The sequence below is a fragment of the Virgibacillus salinus genome, from assembly GCF_900102415.1.
GTDB classification, from domain to species: Bacteria; Bacillota; Bacilli; order Bacillales; family Amphibacillaceae; genus Lentibacillus; species Lentibacillus subterraneus.
In genome coordinates, this window is the sequence record NZ_FNKD01000003.1 from 243629 (window position 1) to 260289 (window position 16661).

The following is a 16661-nucleotide window of genomic DNA, read 5'->3' on the forward strand; positions in this document are numbered from 1 at the left end:
GTCCGGGTGCACTGGTGCCTGGACTTTTTGGCATAAAGCTAAGTTTTTTTAAAAATGGAGGGATTAAATGAATAGTGATGAAGGTTTGTTTCTTTTTCTTGCCGGATTTTTGTTTCTGATTCTCTTTTTACTAGTAGTTGCAATCGTTTTTCATATTCTAATGGCTATTGGATTATTTAAAATAGCTAAAAGGGAAGGCAAAAGTGACCTGGCGTGGATGGCATGGGTACCGATTGTTAATACATTTTTAATCACGCAGCTTGTTGAGGATGATGTGCATGAATCGCTGCGTGGTAAATTTACATTGGTTTATGGCGTAACAATGGCATGTGCATTTTTCCTATCCTGGTTCATTCCATTTGTAGGTCTTGCCTCAAACGTTCTATTAGTTTATGGATTTTACTTTATCATTAAAAGATATTCTAAAAATGAGACGCTTCACCTTGTATTGGTTATTGTCACATTTATGATTACGATGCCAATTCAATTCTTTTTATTTAGAAATAGAGAACGAATTGATAATCAGGATGAGATAATTTTTAAAAGTGAATGATTGATTTTTCCATTTGAATGATGATACGATAGATTTAGAAAAAATATATATGGATCACATGTTACTGATGCGATTAGGCATGGTGGTGTTATGAGAAGGGCATAGGTTCTTCTCTAAACCGCCATGTCTTTTTTAGTTTCAGTAACTTTTGCACATACTTACCTTAAAGGAGGAATGTTGTTATGTTTAAAAATCTTTTTAAAAAGGAAAGCTCAATCACGAAAATATATGCACCAATTAATGGCGAGATTGTTTCGTTAGAAGAAGTTCCGGATCCGGTTTTTAGTCAAAAGATGATGGGAGACGGAATTGCGATTAAGCCAAATAAAGGACAGGTTTATTCTCCGGTTGAAGGTGAAGTTGTTCAAATACCTGATACCAAGCATGCTATTGGGCTGCGCACAGGAGACGGAATCGAAATCCTCATTCACATAGGACTTGAAACAGTCTCGCTGGAAGGAAAGGGCTTTACCATCAATGTCAGTACTGGCGATAAAGTGTCAGTAGGTGAAAAGCTGATGGAATTTGATCTGGAATATGTTCGGAATAATGCTTCGAGTGATATATCTCCAATTGTTATTACAAATGGACAGGATACCGGCAAGAAGTTCAGTATGACTGAAGAAAAAGAAAGCACGGCTGGAGAAACAGTAATAATCACAACTTCTGAGCAGTGATCATTGAATGAAAAACGTGCTATGAAGGATGTGGGCTTCAGGTGAAAATAAAACAAATATTAAATAACAATGCGGCAATTGTTATCGATGAACAGGAAGAAAAAATTGCTATTGGGGCTGGTGTGGGTTTTGGTAAGCAAAAAAATGACATTGTGATTTCTAGCAGGGTAGAGAAATTGTTCGTTCTAAAGGAGAATGAAAAACTGCAGCAGCTATTACTCAGGATACCAGAGGAGCATTTTACCATATCAGAAGAAATTATTACCTATACGGAAAAGCGCTTGGGAACAGAATTAAGCGAGCATATCCGTGTGCAGCTGGCAGACCATATTTCCTTTGCAATTGAACGGGAACAGAGTGGTATCAAGCTAAAAAATAAACTATTGCAGGAAATTAAGATTTTGTACAGGGAAGAATTTGAAATCGGTTTATGGGCCATTCAGCACATTAAGGAAAAATTTCAGATCACGATGCCTGCTGATGAAGCAGCGTTTATTGCACTGTATATTCATACAATGAAACTTCAAGGGGGTGATATTCACGAAACGGTTAAGCAAACGACAATAATTCAGGATATGGTGCAGACTATTAAAAAGTATTTAAATATCGAGGTTCATGAAGCTGACATATCCTATGAACGGTTAGTAACACATTTGCAGTTCGCTTTAAGCAGAGCAAAATGGTATGAGAGTCATGTGATGGATAATGAGATGTTTGAAATGATTAAGAAAAAGTATACTTATTCATTTCAATGTGCACAAAAAGTAGCTCAGGAAATATATGCTTCCTATCAAATTGAGCTTCCTGAGGAAGAGTTGGGATACATCACGCTTCATATCGAAAGGTTAAGAACACATTAAAAGTGCAGAAATAAATTATGAACTCATTCTTTGAAAACGAATTCACAGTTTGAGCAAATGTATCAGAATTCATATTTTATGAAACATTAATCTATGTTAGGAGGAATTTATAATGATGAAGTATTTGCAGAATCTTGGCCGCTCATTAATGCTCCCGGTTGCGGTATTACCGGCTGCGGCAATTCTGATTGGTATTGGAAACTGGATTCTTAACTTTGCAGCCGACAGTACAATTGCAACATTTCTGACCAATGGCGGGTTAGCCATTATTGGAAATCTTGGTATATTATTTGCTGTTGGTGTTGCAATTGGAATGTCGAAAGAGCAAGATGGCGCCGCTGGATTAAGCGGACTTGTAGCCTTTTTGGTTGTAACAAATCTATTAAATGTAGGTGGAGTTGCTGGTCTGCAAGGGATTGAGGAAAGTTCTGTCAATCCAGCTTTTGAAAGTATTGAAAACGTGTTTATAGGTATTTTATCCGGAATTGTAGCCTCGATGATGTATAACCGGTTTAGTGAAGTCAGGCTGCCGGATGCTCTAGCTTTCTTCAGTGGTAAGCGGCTTGTGCCAATTATGAGTGCTGCAGCCATGATGGTTGTATCAGCTGCTCTCTTCTTCGTTTGGCCGGTTGTCTATTCAGGACTGGTTTCATTTGGTACAGGTATAAGTGATTTAGGAGCATTTGGAGCTGGTTTGTATGGGTTCTTTAACAGATTGCTCATTCCAACAGGGTTGCATCATGCACTAAATTCTGTTTTCTGGTTTAATGTTGCAGGAATTGATGATATTGCTAATTTCTGGGCGAGTGAAGGAGAAAAGGGAATTACTGGACGCTACTTAGCTGGGTACTTCCCGATCATGATGTTTGGTCTGCCCGCAGCAGCATTGGCAATGTATCACACAGCAAAAACGAAACGTAAAAAACAAACTGCATCACTAATGATGGCTGCCGGATTCGCCTCATTCTTCACCGGTGTAACCGAGCCACTTGAATTCTCATTCATGTTCTTGGCGCCATTACTATATGTTGTTCACGCGGCACTTACAGGACTTTCGATGGCTATTGCTGCAATGTTTGAATGGACTGCTGGATTTAGTTTCAGTGCTGGGTTAGTTGACTATACGCTAAGCTTAGGAGTACCAATTGCCAATCAGCCACTCATGCTTGTTGTACAAGGCCTTGTTTTTGGCGTAATATATTACTTCTTGTTCCGTTTCCTAATTGTCAAATTTGACTTGAAGACACCAGGTCGTGAAGACGATGCTGACGAGCAAGGAGAAGAAGTAGGCGAAGCGGAAAGCTTGGATGCCACCGATGGGGCTAAGAAAGACGAAACAGCTGAAATGGCTGAAAAGATTTATGAAGGTTTAGGTGGAGATGAAAACGTGACAACAGTTGATAACTGCGTATCCCGCTTAAGACTTGAAGTGAATGACATGGATAAGGTCGATCAGGACAAAATTAAATCAACAGGTGTGCCAGGCATCAATGTTGTCGGCAAGCATAATATACAGGTTGTTGTCGGTACACAGGTGCAATTTGTTGCAGATGAAATAAGAAAGCTTCGAAAAAAATAATCGGATGGTTGCGAGCAGTGCTGGATGCACTGCTCGTTTATTTTGAGCAACGAAAAATTTATATAATTCAGGCATTGACATCTTAATGAAAACGCTTTAACATAATGTGTAACGGGTTACATGAGGGACGTCGTTTTTATTTTAACGCGTATGTAACGGGTTACATGTAAGGCATGTCAACAGAAGAGGCGCGAGTATCAACAGAAGAGTCGCGAGTGTCAACAGAAGAGGCGCGAGTATCAACAGAAGAGTCGCGAGTATCGACAGAAGAATCGCGAGTATCAACAGAAGAGCCGGAACATCAACAGAAGAGCTGCGAATATCGACAGAAGTATTAAATACTAAATTATGAGAGTGGTTATTGTATATGACAACTATAAAGGATGTCGCTAAGCTTGCCAATGTGTCGACTGCTACTGTATCACGTGTTTTGAACAGTAATGGATATGTGAATTCTGCGACAAAAGAGCGGGTGAAGCAGGCGATTGAGCAATTGAATTATTTGCCGAATGATGTGGCGCGAAGTCTTTTTAAGGGACGTTCAAAAATGATTGCGTTATTTGTGCCGGATATTATGAACCCTTATTTCCCGGAGCTTGCGCGAGCCGTGGAAGATGTAACGAATCGTTATGAATATACATTTGTGCTTTGTAATACAGATGATGACATTGAAAAAGAATTAACCTATTTGAGTGCTTTACAGCAGAAGTCGGTGGATGGTTTTATTATTGTTTCGAGTACAATTTCGGAAGAGCATATAAGTAAGATAAATGCCCCAATTGTCGCGTTAGACCGAATCTTGAGTTCTAAGCTTTCATCGGTGACAGTGAATAATCGTGAAGGTGCGAGACAAGCTGTACAGTTCTTAAAATCAATTGGGTGCAAGCGCATCGCTCATATTTGCGGACCTGAACATGCAGGTAACACAAAAACACGCCTGCAAGGTTATTTGGATGAGGTACAAGATGAAGATTGGTTCATTTCCAGCTATATTTTACCTGGTGAATTTAATTTCGAAATTGCCAAGCAATCCACGATGAAATTATTAAAGGATCATCCTGAAATTGATGGGATTTTTGCTGGAAATGACTTGATGGGTGCTGGGGCATTGAGTGCAGCAGCTAATCTAGGAATCAGTGTTCCAGCTGATTTGTCGGTTATCGGGTTTGATGGAATTGCTCTTGGTGAGACAACAACACCTTCACTTACGACGATGGCTCAGCCTATTTACGACATAGGATCTAAAGCGGCAGAAATGCTTGTTCAACAAATTGACGACAATCAAATAAGTATCAGGTCAGAGGAATTTAAAGTTGTATTAACAGAACGACAATCAACAATATCAAGGAGGTAAGGAGATGGCTATTAAACCAAGTGTATGTGTTGTTGGAAGCATCAATATGGATCTAATCGTAACGACTAAAGCAATGCCAAAGCAAGGTGAGACCGTTCTTGGCGATGATTTTTTCACCTATCCTGGTGGAAAAGGTGCGAACCAAGCAGTTGCTGCAGCAAGAATTGGTTCGAATGTTAATTTCATAGGCGCTGTTGGGGATGACCCTTTCGGTAAAACCCTTTTAGAACACCTTGAAAGTGAGAGCATTAACATAGATGGTGTTGCAACCGTTTCAAGTGCAGCAACAGGTATTGCAAATATAATTTTATCTGAAAATGATAACCGGATTATTGTTGCTTCCGGAGCAAACTTACTTGTTACACCAGAGTTAGTAGAGCACAATCTTGACCAAATAAAACATAGTGACGTGGTGTTGCTTCAATTGGAAGTCCCTATGGAAACCGTTCTCTATACACTGAAAGCTGCAAGTACGTATAACATTCCAGTAATTGTGAACCCTGCACCATACCAACCATTACCAGATGGACTGCTTGAGAAGGCATCCTATTTAACACCTAATGAATTAGAAGTTGAATCGATAAAAAACGACCCGTTATTTGAAGGTATCCATGAAAAAGTGATTGTTACCCAAGGTGATCAAGGCGTTCAATTTTTCGAAGGTGGTGTGAAAAAGCATGTACCGAGTTACCCCGTTGATGTAGAGGATACAACAGGTGCGGGAGATACATTTAATGGTGTCTTTGCAACAGAACTTGCACGAGGCTCAGCTGTTGGCGAAGCGATTCAGTTGGCCAATGCCGCTTCAGCATTATCTGTCACAAAAGTTGGTGCACAAGGTGGTATGCCGACAAAAGAAGATGTAGAGAAGTTCTTGCTAGAAAGGAAGATTTCGGAATGAAAAAGTCAGGCATTTTAAATCGAGATATTGCAACAGCACTTGCAAGATTAGGACATACAGACACAATCGTTATCGGTGATTGCGGGCTACCAATTCCAAATGAAGTCCCTTGTATCGATTTATCGCTAGAGTTTGGCACACCAAAATTTACATCAGTTCTTAAAGCTGTGTCAGCAGATATGATGATCGAGGAAATGACGTTCGCAAGTGAAATAAAAGACAATAATAAAGCTTTATACGATGAAATTTCTGAGGAATATAAAGATATCCCTAAAAACTATATAACACATGAGAATTTAAAAAAGGAAACTGGCAATTCACAGGTTATTATTCGTACAGGGGAAGCGACTCCTTTTGCAAACGTAATATTGAAGTCAGGCGTCATTTTTTAACCAAAGGAGGTGAAAATCATGGTACAAACACCTTTTGTGGAAATGGATGGAATTGATAAATCCTTTTCTGGAAATCAAGTGTTGAATGGAGTCCATTTTAACGTCCAGAAGGGTGAGGTTCACGCATTAATGGGCGAAAATGGTGCTGGAAAATCTACGTTGATTAAAGTGTTAACGGGGATTCATAAACGTGATAATGGTGTAATTAAAGTGAATGGTAAAGAAGTGGATTTCTCGAACCCGAAACAGGCAGAGAAGGAAGGGATCCTTGTTATTCACCAGGAGCTTAACATTATTCCGCACCTTACAGTTACAGAAAACATGTTTCTTGGTAAAGACATCACTTATCCGAAAACCGGTATTTTAAACACAAAAGAAATGAAAAAACAAACTCAAGCAAGTTTACAAGCGTTAGGTGTAACAAACATTCATCCGGACGATACTGCAGGTGATTTGTCAGTTGGCAAACAGCAGATGGTGGAGATCGCACGGGCGTTATCGACTAATGCAGAGATGATTGTGATGGATGAGCCGACCGCTGCTTTAACTGAGCGTGAGATTGATAATCTGTTTCGCGTTGTCGAATCACTGCAAAATCGTGGTGTTGCAATTATTTATATTTCACACCGGATGGAGGAAATTTTTAAGATTTGTGACCGGGTCACAGTACTACGTGATGGGACGTATATCGGAACGGAGAATATTTCGGATACCAGTTTTGAAGCAATTGTGAAAATGATGGTTGGACGCGAGCTTGGTGAGCGTTTTCCGGAACGGTCGAACGCAGTTGGCGATGTTATTTTTGAAGTGAATAACCTTGAACGAAAAGGATTATTTAACGATATTAGCTTTCATGTAAATAAGGGTGAAATTCTTGGTGTATCAGGATTAATGGGAGCAGGCAGAACCGAAATTATGGAAGCAATATTTGGCTATGAAAAGAAAAATAATGGGACTGTCTTACTGGATGGGAAGAAGTTGTCTATTAAACACCCGCGTGACGCCGTGAAAGCTGGGATTGGTTTTATATCAGAGGATCGTAAAGCAAAAGGGTTGGTGATTAATACATCAATTCGCGAAAATATTTCCCTTCCCAATATGAAAACAGTATCAAAAAATGGAGTTGTGTCAGCCAAAAAAGAACGTGATCTTGTAACGGATTTAATTAAGCGGTTACATGTTAAAACGACCGGTGGAGAACAGGAAGTTAAGTCATTAAGTGGCGGTAATCAGCAAAAAATTGTTATCGCAAAATGGCTCGGAATAAATCCGAAACTGCTTATCCTGGATGAGCCAACACGCGGTGTTGATGTTGGGGCGAAAAAAGAAATCTATAACATTATGAATGAGCTTACCAAAAATGGTGTTGCAATTATCATGATTTCGTCTGAACTGCCGGAAATTTTAGGTGTAAGCGACCGCATAATGGTTATTCACGAAGGAAAGATCACACAAACCATGGACAGGCATGAGGCCGATCAGGAAAAAATAATGACGGCAGCTACAGGAGGGGAGTCATGATGAATAAATTATTGGTTACTAATTTTGCGAAAATCGGCCCATTGATTGGACTTATTCTAATAATGATAATATTAGGATTTATGAGTGAGAATTTCTTCACATTGGATAACATTCTTAATCTGCTTCGCCAAATTTCCGTAAATGCGCTAATTGCATTTGGGATGACATTTGTTATCCTGACTGCTGGTATTGACTTATCAGTAGGGTCGATGCTGGCCTTAGGCAGTGCGTTGACAGCTGGAATGTTAACGACCGGGATGGATCCGCTATTTGCTATATTGGTTGGTTTATTGATCGGGCTAGCATTGGGTGCAATGAATGGGCTTATTATTACGAAAGGTAAAGTAGCTCCGTTTATTGCAACACTTGCAACCATGACCATTTTCCGTGGTGCCACGCTCGTTTATACGGATGGTAAACCAGTTACAGGGCTTTCTGATAGTTTCACATTTGAAATGATTGGTCGAGGTTATGTATTTGGTATTCCATTTCCAGTTATTTTGATGCTGGGCGTATTCCTTATCTTATACTTTGTGCTTCGTAAAACAGTTTTTGGCCGACAAGTCTATGCTGTGGGCGGAAACGAAGAAGCATCTACATTATCAGGAATTAAAGCAGATCGTGTGAAGATCTGGGTTTATGCGTTAACTGGGATGTTATCTGTATTGGCTGGAATTATTTTGACAAGCCGATTAAATTCAGCGCAGCCAACAGCAGGGTCCATGTTTGAACTGGATGCAATCGCTGCAGTTGTTATTGGTGGTACAAGTCTTATGGGTGGACGCGGCCGTATTTTTGGAACATTGGTTGGCGCATTAATTATTGGTGTTATCGATAATGGCTTAAACTTGTTGAATGTTTCATCATTCTATCAGCAAATTGTTAAAGGTGGTGTTATATTACTCGCCGTATTACTTGATAGAAGATCAAAATAATTAATAAAATTTTGGGAGGAATTAAAATGAGTAAATGGATTAAAAGATTAGGGCTATTAACATTATTGCTGGTTGTAATCAGCGCATGTTCTACAGAAAAACCAGGATCTTCAGATGAAAACGAAGGTAATTCTTCAGAAGGCAGTTCAGATGATTCCATTAAAATCGGACTATCTGTCTCAACATTGAACAACCCATTCTTCGTATCTTTACGTGATGGTGCTGAAGCTGCAGCAGAAGAGGCTGGGTATGAAATCGTAACAGCGGATGCACAGAACGATGCATCAACACAGTTAAGTGATATTGAAGATTTACTGCAGCAGGATATTGATGTTCTTTTAGTGAATCCAACCGATTCAGAGGCAGTAGTTTCAGCAATTGAATCAGCCAATGATTCAGGAGTTCCAGTTATAACTGTTGACCGCAGTGCTGATGGCGGTGAAGTTGTTACACATATCGCCTCTGATAACGTAGCAGGTGGTGAAATGGCTGGTGAGTTTATTGCTGAGCAGTTAGGTGAAAGCGGCAACTTAGTAGAGCTTGAAGGTATCCCAGGCGCATCAGCTACACGTGAGCGTGGTAAAGGATTCCATAATATTGTTGATGGTATTGACGGTTTGGAAGTCGTTGCGAATCAATCAGCAAACTTTGACCGTTCAGAAGGCTTAACAGTAATGGAAAACATTATTCAGAGTACCGATCAGATTGATGCCGTATTCGCTCATAATGACGAAATGGCATTAGGTGCAGTACAAGCGCTCGAGTCAAATGGCATGTTGGAAGATGCTGTCGTTGTAGGATTCGACGCAACCGATGATGCCCGTGCAGCAGTAGAAGAAGGCCGTATGGATGCAACAGTTGCTCAACAACCAGAATTAATCGGACAAAAAGCTATTGATGCTGCAGGAAAAGTAGCTGCAGATGAATCAGTTGAAGAATTTATTCCAGTAGAATTACAACTAGTAACAGCAGAATAAATTATTGAAGGAATCAGGTCATCGCAGGATGACCTGTTTTTTACTGTCTTAGTGTAACTAAGGCTTGGCGATTAGCCAAGTTTTCTAAGTTTAGTGAGGTGAGGTAAAACTTATGATTCGATCATATTATCTAAAATAATCTGTTTATCGAGTTATTTTGGCAAAAGAAGTGATAACACGTTACTTGTCATTATTAGTTTTCTGAATTAAAATAAAACAAAGAATATTCAGCACATAAGTCATCGAAAAAAATCATTTGAGGAGTGGAAATATGAACACAGAAACAAATGTACATGATGAACTTGACAAGATGTTGCAGCGGGCTCGACGAAATACACTGGGCGATTTGTTGGCACGGACTCGTGATCGAATGCCTGAGAAATTAGCAATTACGTATGAGGGACAACGGCTGAATTATGCGGAACTGGATAACTTGGTGAACCAAACGGCACATGCCTTTTTGGCTGACGGAATGAAAAAAGGTGATATGGTGACGGTAATGTCCAAAAATAGTTTGGACTTTGTCATAGCAAATTTTGCTTTAGCCAGAATTGGGGCAGTAATGATTCCGATTAACTACATGCTTTCCATTGAGGACGTGGCGTATATTTTGGAACATGCGGAGGTTAGTGCATTTATTGCCTCAGAGGAATATGCACCAGTGTTGGATAAATCATCAGGAAGGCTAGAAATCAGGCAGCGTTATTTAATGGATACGCTTGGAGCCTATGAAGGAGAACTCTCTTCGTGGGTATCGTTGTCTGATGCACGTGATGGTCGTTCAAATGACTTTGTGGATACCGATATTGCTGATGATGATCTTGCACATGTGTTGTATACAAGCGGGACGGAATCAAGGCCAAAGGGAGTTATGCTTTCCCATAAAAGCTTGGTAAGTGAATATGTAAGCTCCATTGTAGATGGAAAAATGGCGGCTGAAGATGTGGCTATTCACGCATTACCGCTGTATCATAGTGCACAGTTACATGTATTTTTAGGACCAAGTATTTATGTTGGATCAAGCGGAATCATCCTTGGTGCGGCTAGTCCTGAGGTTATTTTACAAACAATTGAAGAGGAAGGTGCAACACAGTTATTTGCTCCACCAACTGTCTGGATTGCATTACTGCGGCATCCAGATTTTGATAAACGTGATTTATCAACGCTGGAAAAATGCTATTATGGTGCAGCAATTATGCCGCGGGAAATTTTAAAAGAACTTGCCGAGCGTTTACCGAATGCGAAGTTCTGGAACTTTTACGGACAAACTGAAGTGGCGCCACTTGCAACAGCATTACAGCCAGAGGATCAATTGCGGAAACTAGGCTCAGCTGGTGTGGCAACCTTAAATGTACAGACGAAAATCGTGGATGATGACGATAAAGAAGTTGCTCGCGGTGAGACGGGTGAGATTGTTCATCGGACACCACATACGATGAAAGGTTATTTACATGATCCAGAGAAAACAGCTGAAGCATTTCGTGGAGGCTGGTTTCACAGTGGAGATTTGGGCGTAATGGACGAAGAAGGCTACATTACGATTGTTGACCGCAAAAAAGATATGATTAATACAGGCGGTGTCAATGTGTCGAGTCGGGAAGTAGAGGAGACGATTTATCAAATGGACGGTGTTTCTGAAGTCGCTGTTGTAAGTATTCCTGACCCGTATTGGATCGAAGCAGTGACTGCGATAATTGTTCCGAAAAAAGGCGCTAATCTTACGGAAGAAGGAGTTGCTGAATTCTGCAGAGAGAGACTTTCAAAATTTAAAGTTCCAAAGTATGTAGATTTCGCTGATGAATTGCCAAAGAACCCAAGTGGAAAGGTACTGAAACGGTCATTACGTGATAAGTATGAAGAACTTGGCGAAAAGTAGAGCTGGAACGGGTGAACTTCAGTTGTATATGCAGCTAAAAACTGACGAATAGATAAAGTTCGACATTATATCGATAAACATCGACAAAAAAACGATAAAGTTTTTAAAAGGTGTCCTGTCCTCAGGGCACCTTATTTAAGCATAAAATGGCTCATAGTTTGAAATAATACCAAATGGAGGTGTTTATGTTATGAGTGAAAAAGAGAATAACAGGAGTAAACGCAGAGTGAATTCAAGTGTTAATCAACAGGGTTTAACCGAGGATGCAGCTGATCAGCGGCCAAAATCGCAGCTCGAACAACGTGCCAAGAAGAAGAACACGAAATAAAAGGGTGAGGATCATCGATAATACATTGAATTATTTGCGTGAATCATTAGCGAATTATAGTGGAAATGATATGTGTCAAAAGATTGATAAAAAGCTTGAAACAGAAGTATACAAAAATGAAGTCGAGTTTGTCAGAGATTTGGATGAAGAAGAAATGGCTTATCTGGATTCTGTATTGAAAAACGAATTGGCCTATGCCAGGAATGTTGAAAATGATATTCGTGTTAAGGAATTAACGGAAGTATATGAGTTATTATTTTGAAACCGTTTTCAAAATAGGTTAAAATTCCCATTGAATTTGGGTGGGTCTTCGTGTAATATATATTTAGAAGCTGCAATGTGCGTATTAATTTTAGTTTAACCTCTAACATATGAATAGGGAGTTTTACATCGAAACTATAATGTCGTGCCTCGAATGTGTGGAAGACAGGAAAGTTTCTGCAAACACCCACTTTGCGAAGTGGTGGTTTAAACTTTTTATGAAAATACGGCAATTGTGGCTGATAACCTTTTAAATGACAGGTCAGTTTCCTAGATAGGAAACTGACCTTTTGTGTGGGAAAAATTATTTATATGATTTAATTTATATGACTTAAGATGTATGACTTTTGTATGAATAAGTTGGAACTTTCCCAACTATAATCTATCATTTGTACGGTAGTAAACGAGACTTTTCTCATTCATAATGAATTTGAAAGAAAATTCTATCAAATGGGAGATGAAGTTTATGAAAAAGGTTATTTATTTAACACTACTATCATTTTTTCTATTTTCACTACTAATTTTGGGACAACCTAAGGCAGACGCTAAAACGAATTCGGTTGCAATTGATCCCCTTTTGGAAGAGAAGATTGCAGATGGTATAGGAAGTTTTCAAGTGATTGTTACCTTCGATGGTGATGAAGAGCCAACCTTAGCCAATTTGAACTTATTAGAAAGAATAGGAATTACAGATGGGATTTCGCTTAAGTCTCTGCCAATGGTAGCTACGATTGCTACTGCAGATCAAATAGAGGACTTAAGAAATAAAGATGGTGTTCGTTCTGTTTATTTAAATCAAAAACTAGAATATTTGAATGCTGACGCTACAGAATTAACTGGTGTTGATCAAGTTCGTTCTGATGAACAAATGACAGAACAAAATAATGGAATACCTGTTACTGGTGAAGGAGTAGGTGTTGTCGTGAATGATAGTGGAATTGATGGAACGCACCAGGATTTACTGTTTGGTGAGAATTTAGTACAAAACGTTATGGCGAGTTTAAATTTGAGCAATTTGGTACCAGGGTTATTGCCTGCTACTTATCTAGAAAATGTACCAAATACGGATAGTAACTCAGGCCATGGCACTCACGTAGCTGGAACTGTCGGCGGTACTGGGGAAATGTCTGATGGGAAGCATGAAGGTGTAGCACCAGGTGCCGATTTAATTGGCTATGGATCAGGTGCAGCACTATCTATCTTAGATGCTCTTGGTGGATTCGATTATGCCATGGAACACCAGGAAGAATATGGAGTTCGTGTAATCACAAATTCATGGGGATCAACTGGAGATTTTGATCCTAATGATCCAATAAATATTGCTAGTAAGGAAGCCTATGATAATGGCATAACGGTATTATTTGCAGCTGGAAATGAAGGGCCTGCTGAAGATACACATAATCCGTATGCAAAGGCACCATGGGTCATTTCTGTTGCAGCTGGAACAAAAAGCGGTGAACTCGCAGACTTTTCATCGCGTGGAACAACTGATGGTGGTGGAACTTTTGAGATTGATGGGGAAACATGGACATGGAAAGATCAACCATCAATTACAGCACCAGGAGTAGATATTATTTCCTCAAGAGTTATTGCGCCGGTATCATCATTAGCCTTGGATAAAGATCTGCAATACATTGAGACGCAATATCTTCCATATTATACAACAATGAGTGGAACATCGATGGCTACACCACACGTTGCAGGAATAGTTGCTTTAATGCTTGATGCTAATCCAGAATTGACACCTGAAGAGGTAAAAAATATCATCCAACAAACAGCAACCCCAATGTCAGACTATGAAGCTTGGGAAGTTGGGGCAGGTTATGTGAATGCTTATGATGCAGTTAATTTGGCGTTTAATGAAAACTAATTAGTTGAAAAATTTGTTAGACCAGTTTCTTATGAAGCTGGTCTTTCTTACTGCATAAATAGGGCCATAAAGGATTGAATTCCAGAGTATAAGGCGCTTATAAATGTTATATAAGCATAGCTTTTCAAAAGTGATATGTAATTACTATTATTCATGTTGCGTAATAGCGGTTAATATGGAGAGAGGGGAGAGTGAGCATATGTCATTTAACTATGAAAAGATTGATCATGTCCAATTAGCAGCTCCTATTAAAGGAGAAAATCAGGCCCGTGAATTTTATAAGGATAAATTAGGCTTTGTAGAGGTCGAAAAACCAGTACTATTAAAGAAGAATGGTGGCGTTTGGTTTCAGGCTGGAAATATTCATATACATATTGGGGTGGAAGAGCCATTTGTTCCAGCTAAAAAAGCGCATCCAGCTTTCCAGGTGAAAAATATAGAAGCGATGAAGCAATATCTGGCTGAGAAAGATGTTGCATTTAAAGCGGATGACCGGCTTCCAGGAGCAAATCGTTTTTATGTGTCTGATCCATTTGGAAATAGGCTGGAGTTCTTGGAGTGGGAGGAATAGCAATCCAGACCTAAGAAGGCTTCGGGAAGGTATTCCCGAAGCCTATTGCTACGAACAATTACTATTCTTTTAAGTCAATTTTTATTGGGTCCATTTTGATATGGTTATCATTTGCGCTTAGCGTGCCAAATGGAACCATTATTGAGTAGTCTCTGATATTGAATTGACCAGGGTTCTCTATTGTATAAGTTGATTTAAAATGTAATCTTTCTTCGTCTTTTAATTTCGCCGTATTACTTCTAATCCTGTTTTCGAGCATCTTTACCATTTCCAGGTCGCCATTTTTGTCTCGATAAATATTGTCGGACTTAATTAACATAATAAAATTAGCAAAGCCTTGAACAATATCCTTTCTAATGGTATCTGTGTCTACATTTTGTATATTGTAATCCAAAACAAGTTTATTTCCGTTTTGCTCTACTTTATTAACCCTAATGCTATATTCAAATCTGTCGCTTTCCACCACAAATGGGGTAGTCTGATCGAGTGATGTCACGGTATCTTCTTCGTTTTGTACTATTTCAGGATAAACAGTTAGGTATTCTGCTTTGTCACTGATCTTGCTATCAAATAACTCTCGTGTTTCTTTCTCAACTAACTCACCATTCTGTTCGGTTTCTAAGACTGATGCGTGTCTTGGTGAAAGTTCATTTCCCTCATTATCAACAACTTTTAGTCGTATATCGTCATTTTTACCAGCTAAGGGAAATGAGGTCTTATAATTCAGCAATGTTGTTGCTTTCCCTTTTTCAACTGACTCCATTTTAATTGAATAGTCTTTAAGTGTACTTTCTGCTTGGGTATAAATTGTTTCTGAAGGAATTTGCTGGACCGGTACATTGAATGTCCAATTTCCCTTCACTCCTGCAATGGAGGTGAATGTTAAAGGCAGATTATAATCTTCAGGTAAATTAGCATCAGGATTTTCAAACTCCATAGCAGCAACGTAACCATCTTCGGTTTCTTCCAGCCCAGTCATAGATGAGGACCATTGTTCCCGTTCATCGCCACCAAACAGATGAAAACCATATCCATTTTCAGGTCCTTTATTTCCACCAACATTATCTAAAGATAACCGGTCACCTTGAGCCTTAAATGTAATACCTATAATGTTCCCATCATAGTAAGCGCTTGTTATTGTAATATCTACATTATTACTTGTTGCATTTTGGTTTAGTTCTGTAACTAAACCACTTTTCGATAATTGCGATCCAATCTGCATGCTGAAGTTCTCATATATTGATCCTATTAAAGGCACAGATGCTAACACATTTGTGATCGGTGCAAAAACCAAACCGGATGCTAAGAATGTACTGGCAGCAACTGATGCAATAGCCCCGAAAATCTTAGCCTTTGATTTTCTTTTTGGCGTTTTTTTATTTCGTCCCTTTTCGATTCCCTTGTCAATTGCATCGAAAATTTCAATCTTTTCAACATTTATTTCATTAATTTCTTTATTGAATTGCTCTTTGAACATTGTTATCCACTCCCCCAATTATCTTTTTTAATTCAATCTTTGCCCGGCGCAGATAAGTCTTAATTGTGTTTTCTGGTTTTTCCATTGTTTCCGAGATTTGATAAATAGTCAGATCATGATAATAAAATAGGATAATTACTGTTTGATAGTCCTTATTTAATCTGGTTACTGCGTTTAATGTGTCCAGCCTGTCCTCAATATTTGTACAGGGTTTTTCTGGCATATTATCAATAATATTTTCATCTAATACAACTTTTTTTCGCTTTCTTATAAAGTCGTATGCTGTACGAATTAATATTTTAGTTAGCCATGTGTGAAAATACTGAGGCTGTTTCACTTGCTTTATAGATACAAAAGCTTTATAAATCGTTTCTTGCAGAACGTCTAATGCATCTTCTTTGTTTCGTACATAAAGAAAAGCTGTTTTGTACAATTTCTCACTTTCATTTTTTACTAGGGTTTCAAAAGCTTGTCCGTCTCCATTTATTGCTTTGTCAACAAGGTCCAAATTTTCCAAGTTATAACCTCC

At 39.0% G+C, this 16661-nt stretch carries 17 protein-coding genes and 1 other RNA gene; 16 read left to right on the forward strand and 2 right to left on the reverse strand.

The window, feature by feature from the left end:
• Nucleotides 1–67 precede the first annotated feature (67 nt).
• The 16 genes from BLS02_RS13260 (at nt 68) to BLS02_RS13335 (ending at nt 14655) form a co-directional block, all read left to right on the forward strand.
• Nucleotides 68–553: a hypothetical protein gene (locus BLS02_RS13260; protein ID WP_092493507.1), complete on the forward strand. Its 486-nt coding sequence runs from the start codon at nt 68–70 to the stop codon at nt 551–553.
• Nucleotides 554–735: 182 nt separating this feature from the next.
• Nucleotides 736–1230, forward strand: a complete 495-nt coding sequence (locus BLS02_RS13265) for a PTS sugar transporter subunit IIA (protein WP_092493508.1) — start codon at nt 736–738, stop codon at nt 1228–1230.
• A gap of 41 nt (nt 1231–1271) precedes the next feature.
• Entirely contained in the window at nt 1272–2090 is an 819-nt protein-coding gene (locus BLS02_RS13270) for a PRD domain-containing protein (protein WP_092493509.1), read from the forward strand.
• Nucleotides 2091–2202: 112 nt separating this feature from the next.
• Nucleotides 2203–3669: an N-acetylglucosamine-specific PTS transporter subunit IIBC gene (gene nagE / locus BLS02_RS13275; RefSeq protein WP_092493510.1), complete on the forward strand. Its 1467-nt coding sequence runs from the start codon at nt 2203–2205 to the stop codon at nt 3667–3669.
• Nucleotides 3670–4036: 367 nt separating this feature from the next.
• Complete coding sequence (locus BLS02_RS13280) at nt 4037–5023, forward strand: LacI family DNA-binding transcriptional regulator (protein WP_092493511.1); 987 nt, start codon at nt 4037–4039, stop codon at nt 5021–5023.
• A gap of 4 nt (nt 5024–5027) precedes the next feature.
• Nucleotides 5028–5924 carry a ribokinase gene (gene rbsK, locus BLS02_RS13285; protein WP_092493512.1) on the forward strand — a complete coding sequence of 299 codons (897 nt, stop codon included), beginning with the start codon at nt 5028–5030 and terminating at the stop codon, nt 5922–5924.
• Nucleotides 5921–6316: a D-ribose pyranase gene (gene rbsD, locus BLS02_RS13290; RefSeq protein ID WP_092493513.1), complete on the forward strand. Its 396-nt coding sequence runs from the start codon at nt 5921–5923 to the stop codon at nt 6314–6316. Before rbsK ends, rbsD begins: the two co-directional genes overlap by 4 nt.
• Before the next feature lie 18 nt (nt 6317–6334).
• Entirely contained in the window at nt 6335–7837 is a 1503-nt protein-coding gene (locus tag BLS02_RS13295) for a sugar ABC transporter ATP-binding protein (RefSeq protein ID WP_092493514.1), read from the forward strand.
• Nucleotides 7834–8772 carry an ABC transporter permease subunit gene (locus tag BLS02_RS13300; protein WP_425445150.1) on the forward strand — a complete coding sequence of 313 codons (939 nt, stop codon included), beginning with the start codon at nt 7834–7836 and terminating at the stop codon, nt 8770–8772. Before BLS02_RS13295 ends, BLS02_RS13300 begins: the two co-directional genes overlap by 4 nt.
• Before the next feature lie 26 nt (nt 8773–8798).
• Nucleotides 8799–9749: a ribose ABC transporter substrate-binding protein RbsB gene (gene rbsB, locus BLS02_RS13305; RefSeq protein WP_092493515.1), complete on the forward strand. Its 951-nt coding sequence runs from the start codon at nt 8799–8801 to the stop codon at nt 9747–9749.
• A gap of 271 nt (nt 9750–10020) precedes the next feature.
• Entirely contained in the window at nt 10021–11625 is a 1605-nt protein-coding gene (locus BLS02_RS13310) for an acyl-CoA synthetase (RefSeq protein ID WP_254788775.1), read from the forward strand.
• A gap of 190 nt (nt 11626–11815) precedes the next feature.
• A complete protein-coding gene (sspL, locus tag BLS02_RS13315) occupies nt 11816–11953 on the forward strand; it encodes a small, acid-soluble spore protein L (protein ID WP_092493516.1) in 138 nt (45 codons plus the stop codon).
• A gap of 4 nt (nt 11954–11957) precedes the next feature.
• On the forward strand, nt 11958–12215 hold the full coding sequence (locus BLS02_RS13320; RefSeq protein WP_439144721.1) for a sporulation protein: 258 nt from the start codon (nt 11958–11960) through the stop codon (nt 12213–12215).
• A 64-nt stretch (nt 12216–12279) separates the two neighbouring features.
• Nucleotides 12280–12460, forward strand: a non-coding RNA gene (gene ssrS, locus BLS02_RS13325) — 6S RNA.
• Between the two features lie 220 nt (nt 12461–12680).
• On the forward strand, nt 12681–14084 hold the full coding sequence (locus tag BLS02_RS13330; RefSeq protein ID WP_092493518.1) for a S8 family serine peptidase: 1404 nt from the start codon (nt 12681–12683) through the stop codon (nt 14082–14084).
• Nucleotides 14085–14283: 199 nt separating this feature from the next.
• A complete protein-coding gene (locus BLS02_RS13335; protein ID WP_092493519.1) occupies nt 14284–14655 on the forward strand; it encodes a VOC family protein in 372 nt (123 codons plus the stop codon).
• A 61-nt stretch (nt 14656–14716) separates the two neighbouring features.
• Here BLS02_RS13335 and BLS02_RS13340 read toward each other — a convergent pair whose 3' ends face one another.
• Complete coding sequence (locus BLS02_RS13340) at nt 14717–16132, reverse strand: DUF4179 domain-containing protein (RefSeq protein ID WP_092493520.1); 1416 nt, start codon at nt 16130–16132, stop codon at nt 14717–14719.
• A complete protein-coding gene (locus BLS02_RS13345; RefSeq protein WP_092493521.1) occupies nt 16110–16649 on the reverse strand; it encodes a sigma-70 family RNA polymerase sigma factor in 540 nt (179 codons plus the stop codon). The genes BLS02_RS13340 and BLS02_RS13345 overlap by 23 nt, the downstream gene beginning before the upstream one ends.
• Between the last annotated feature and the right edge of the window lie 12 nt (nt 16650–16661).

Bases quoted from the DNA above. Each gene is read 5' to 3' on its own strand.
- BLS02_RS13295 (WP_092493514.1), top strand. From the start codon at position 6,335: ATGGTACAAACACCTTTTGTGGAAATGGATGGAATTGATAAATCCTTT.
- rbsD (WP_092493513.1), top strand. From the start codon at position 5,921: ATGAAAAAGTCAGGCATTTTAAATCGAGATATTGCAACAGCACTTGCA.
- BLS02_RS13335 (WP_092493519.1), top strand. From the start codon at position 14,284: ATGTCATTTAACTATGAAAAGATTGATCATGTCCAATTAGCAGCTCCT.
- nagE (WP_092493510.1), top strand. From the start codon at position 2,203: ATGATGAAGTATTTGCAGAATCTTGGCCGCTCATTAATGCTCCCGGTT.
- BLS02_RS13340 (WP_092493520.1), bottom strand. From the start codon at position 16,132: ATGTTCAAAGAGCAATTCAATAAAGAAATTAATGAAATAAATGTTGAA.
- BLS02_RS13310 (WP_254788775.1), top strand. From the start codon at position 10,021: ATGAACACAGAAACAAATGTACATGATGAACTTGACAAGATGTTGCAG.
- BLS02_RS13280 (WP_092493511.1), top strand. From the start codon at position 4,037: ATGACAACTATAAAGGATGTCGCTAAGCTTGCCAATGTGTCGACTGCT.
- sspL (WP_092493516.1), top strand. From the start codon at position 11,816: ATGAGTGAAAAAGAGAATAACAGGAGTAAACGCAGAGTGAATTCAAGT.
- rbsB (WP_092493515.1), top strand. From the start codon at position 8,799: ATGAGTAAATGGATTAAAAGATTAGGGCTATTAACATTATTGCTGGTT.
- BLS02_RS13265 (WP_092493508.1), top strand. From the start codon at position 736: ATGTTTAAAAATCTTTTTAAAAAGGAAAGCTCAATCACGAAAATATAT.
- BLS02_RS13260 (WP_092493507.1), top strand. From the start codon at position 68: ATGAATAGTGATGAAGGTTTGTTTCTTTTTCTTGCCGGATTTTTGTTT.
- rbsK (WP_092493512.1), top strand. From the start codon at position 5,028: ATGGCTATTAAACCAAGTGTATGTGTTGTTGGAAGCATCAATATGGAT.
- BLS02_RS13330 (WP_092493518.1), top strand. From the start codon at position 12,681: ATGAAAAAGGTTATTTATTTAACACTACTATCATTTTTTCTATTTTCA.
- BLS02_RS13300 (WP_425445150.1), top strand. From the start codon at position 7,834: ATGATGAATAAATTATTGGTTACTAATTTTGCGAAAATCGGCCCATTG.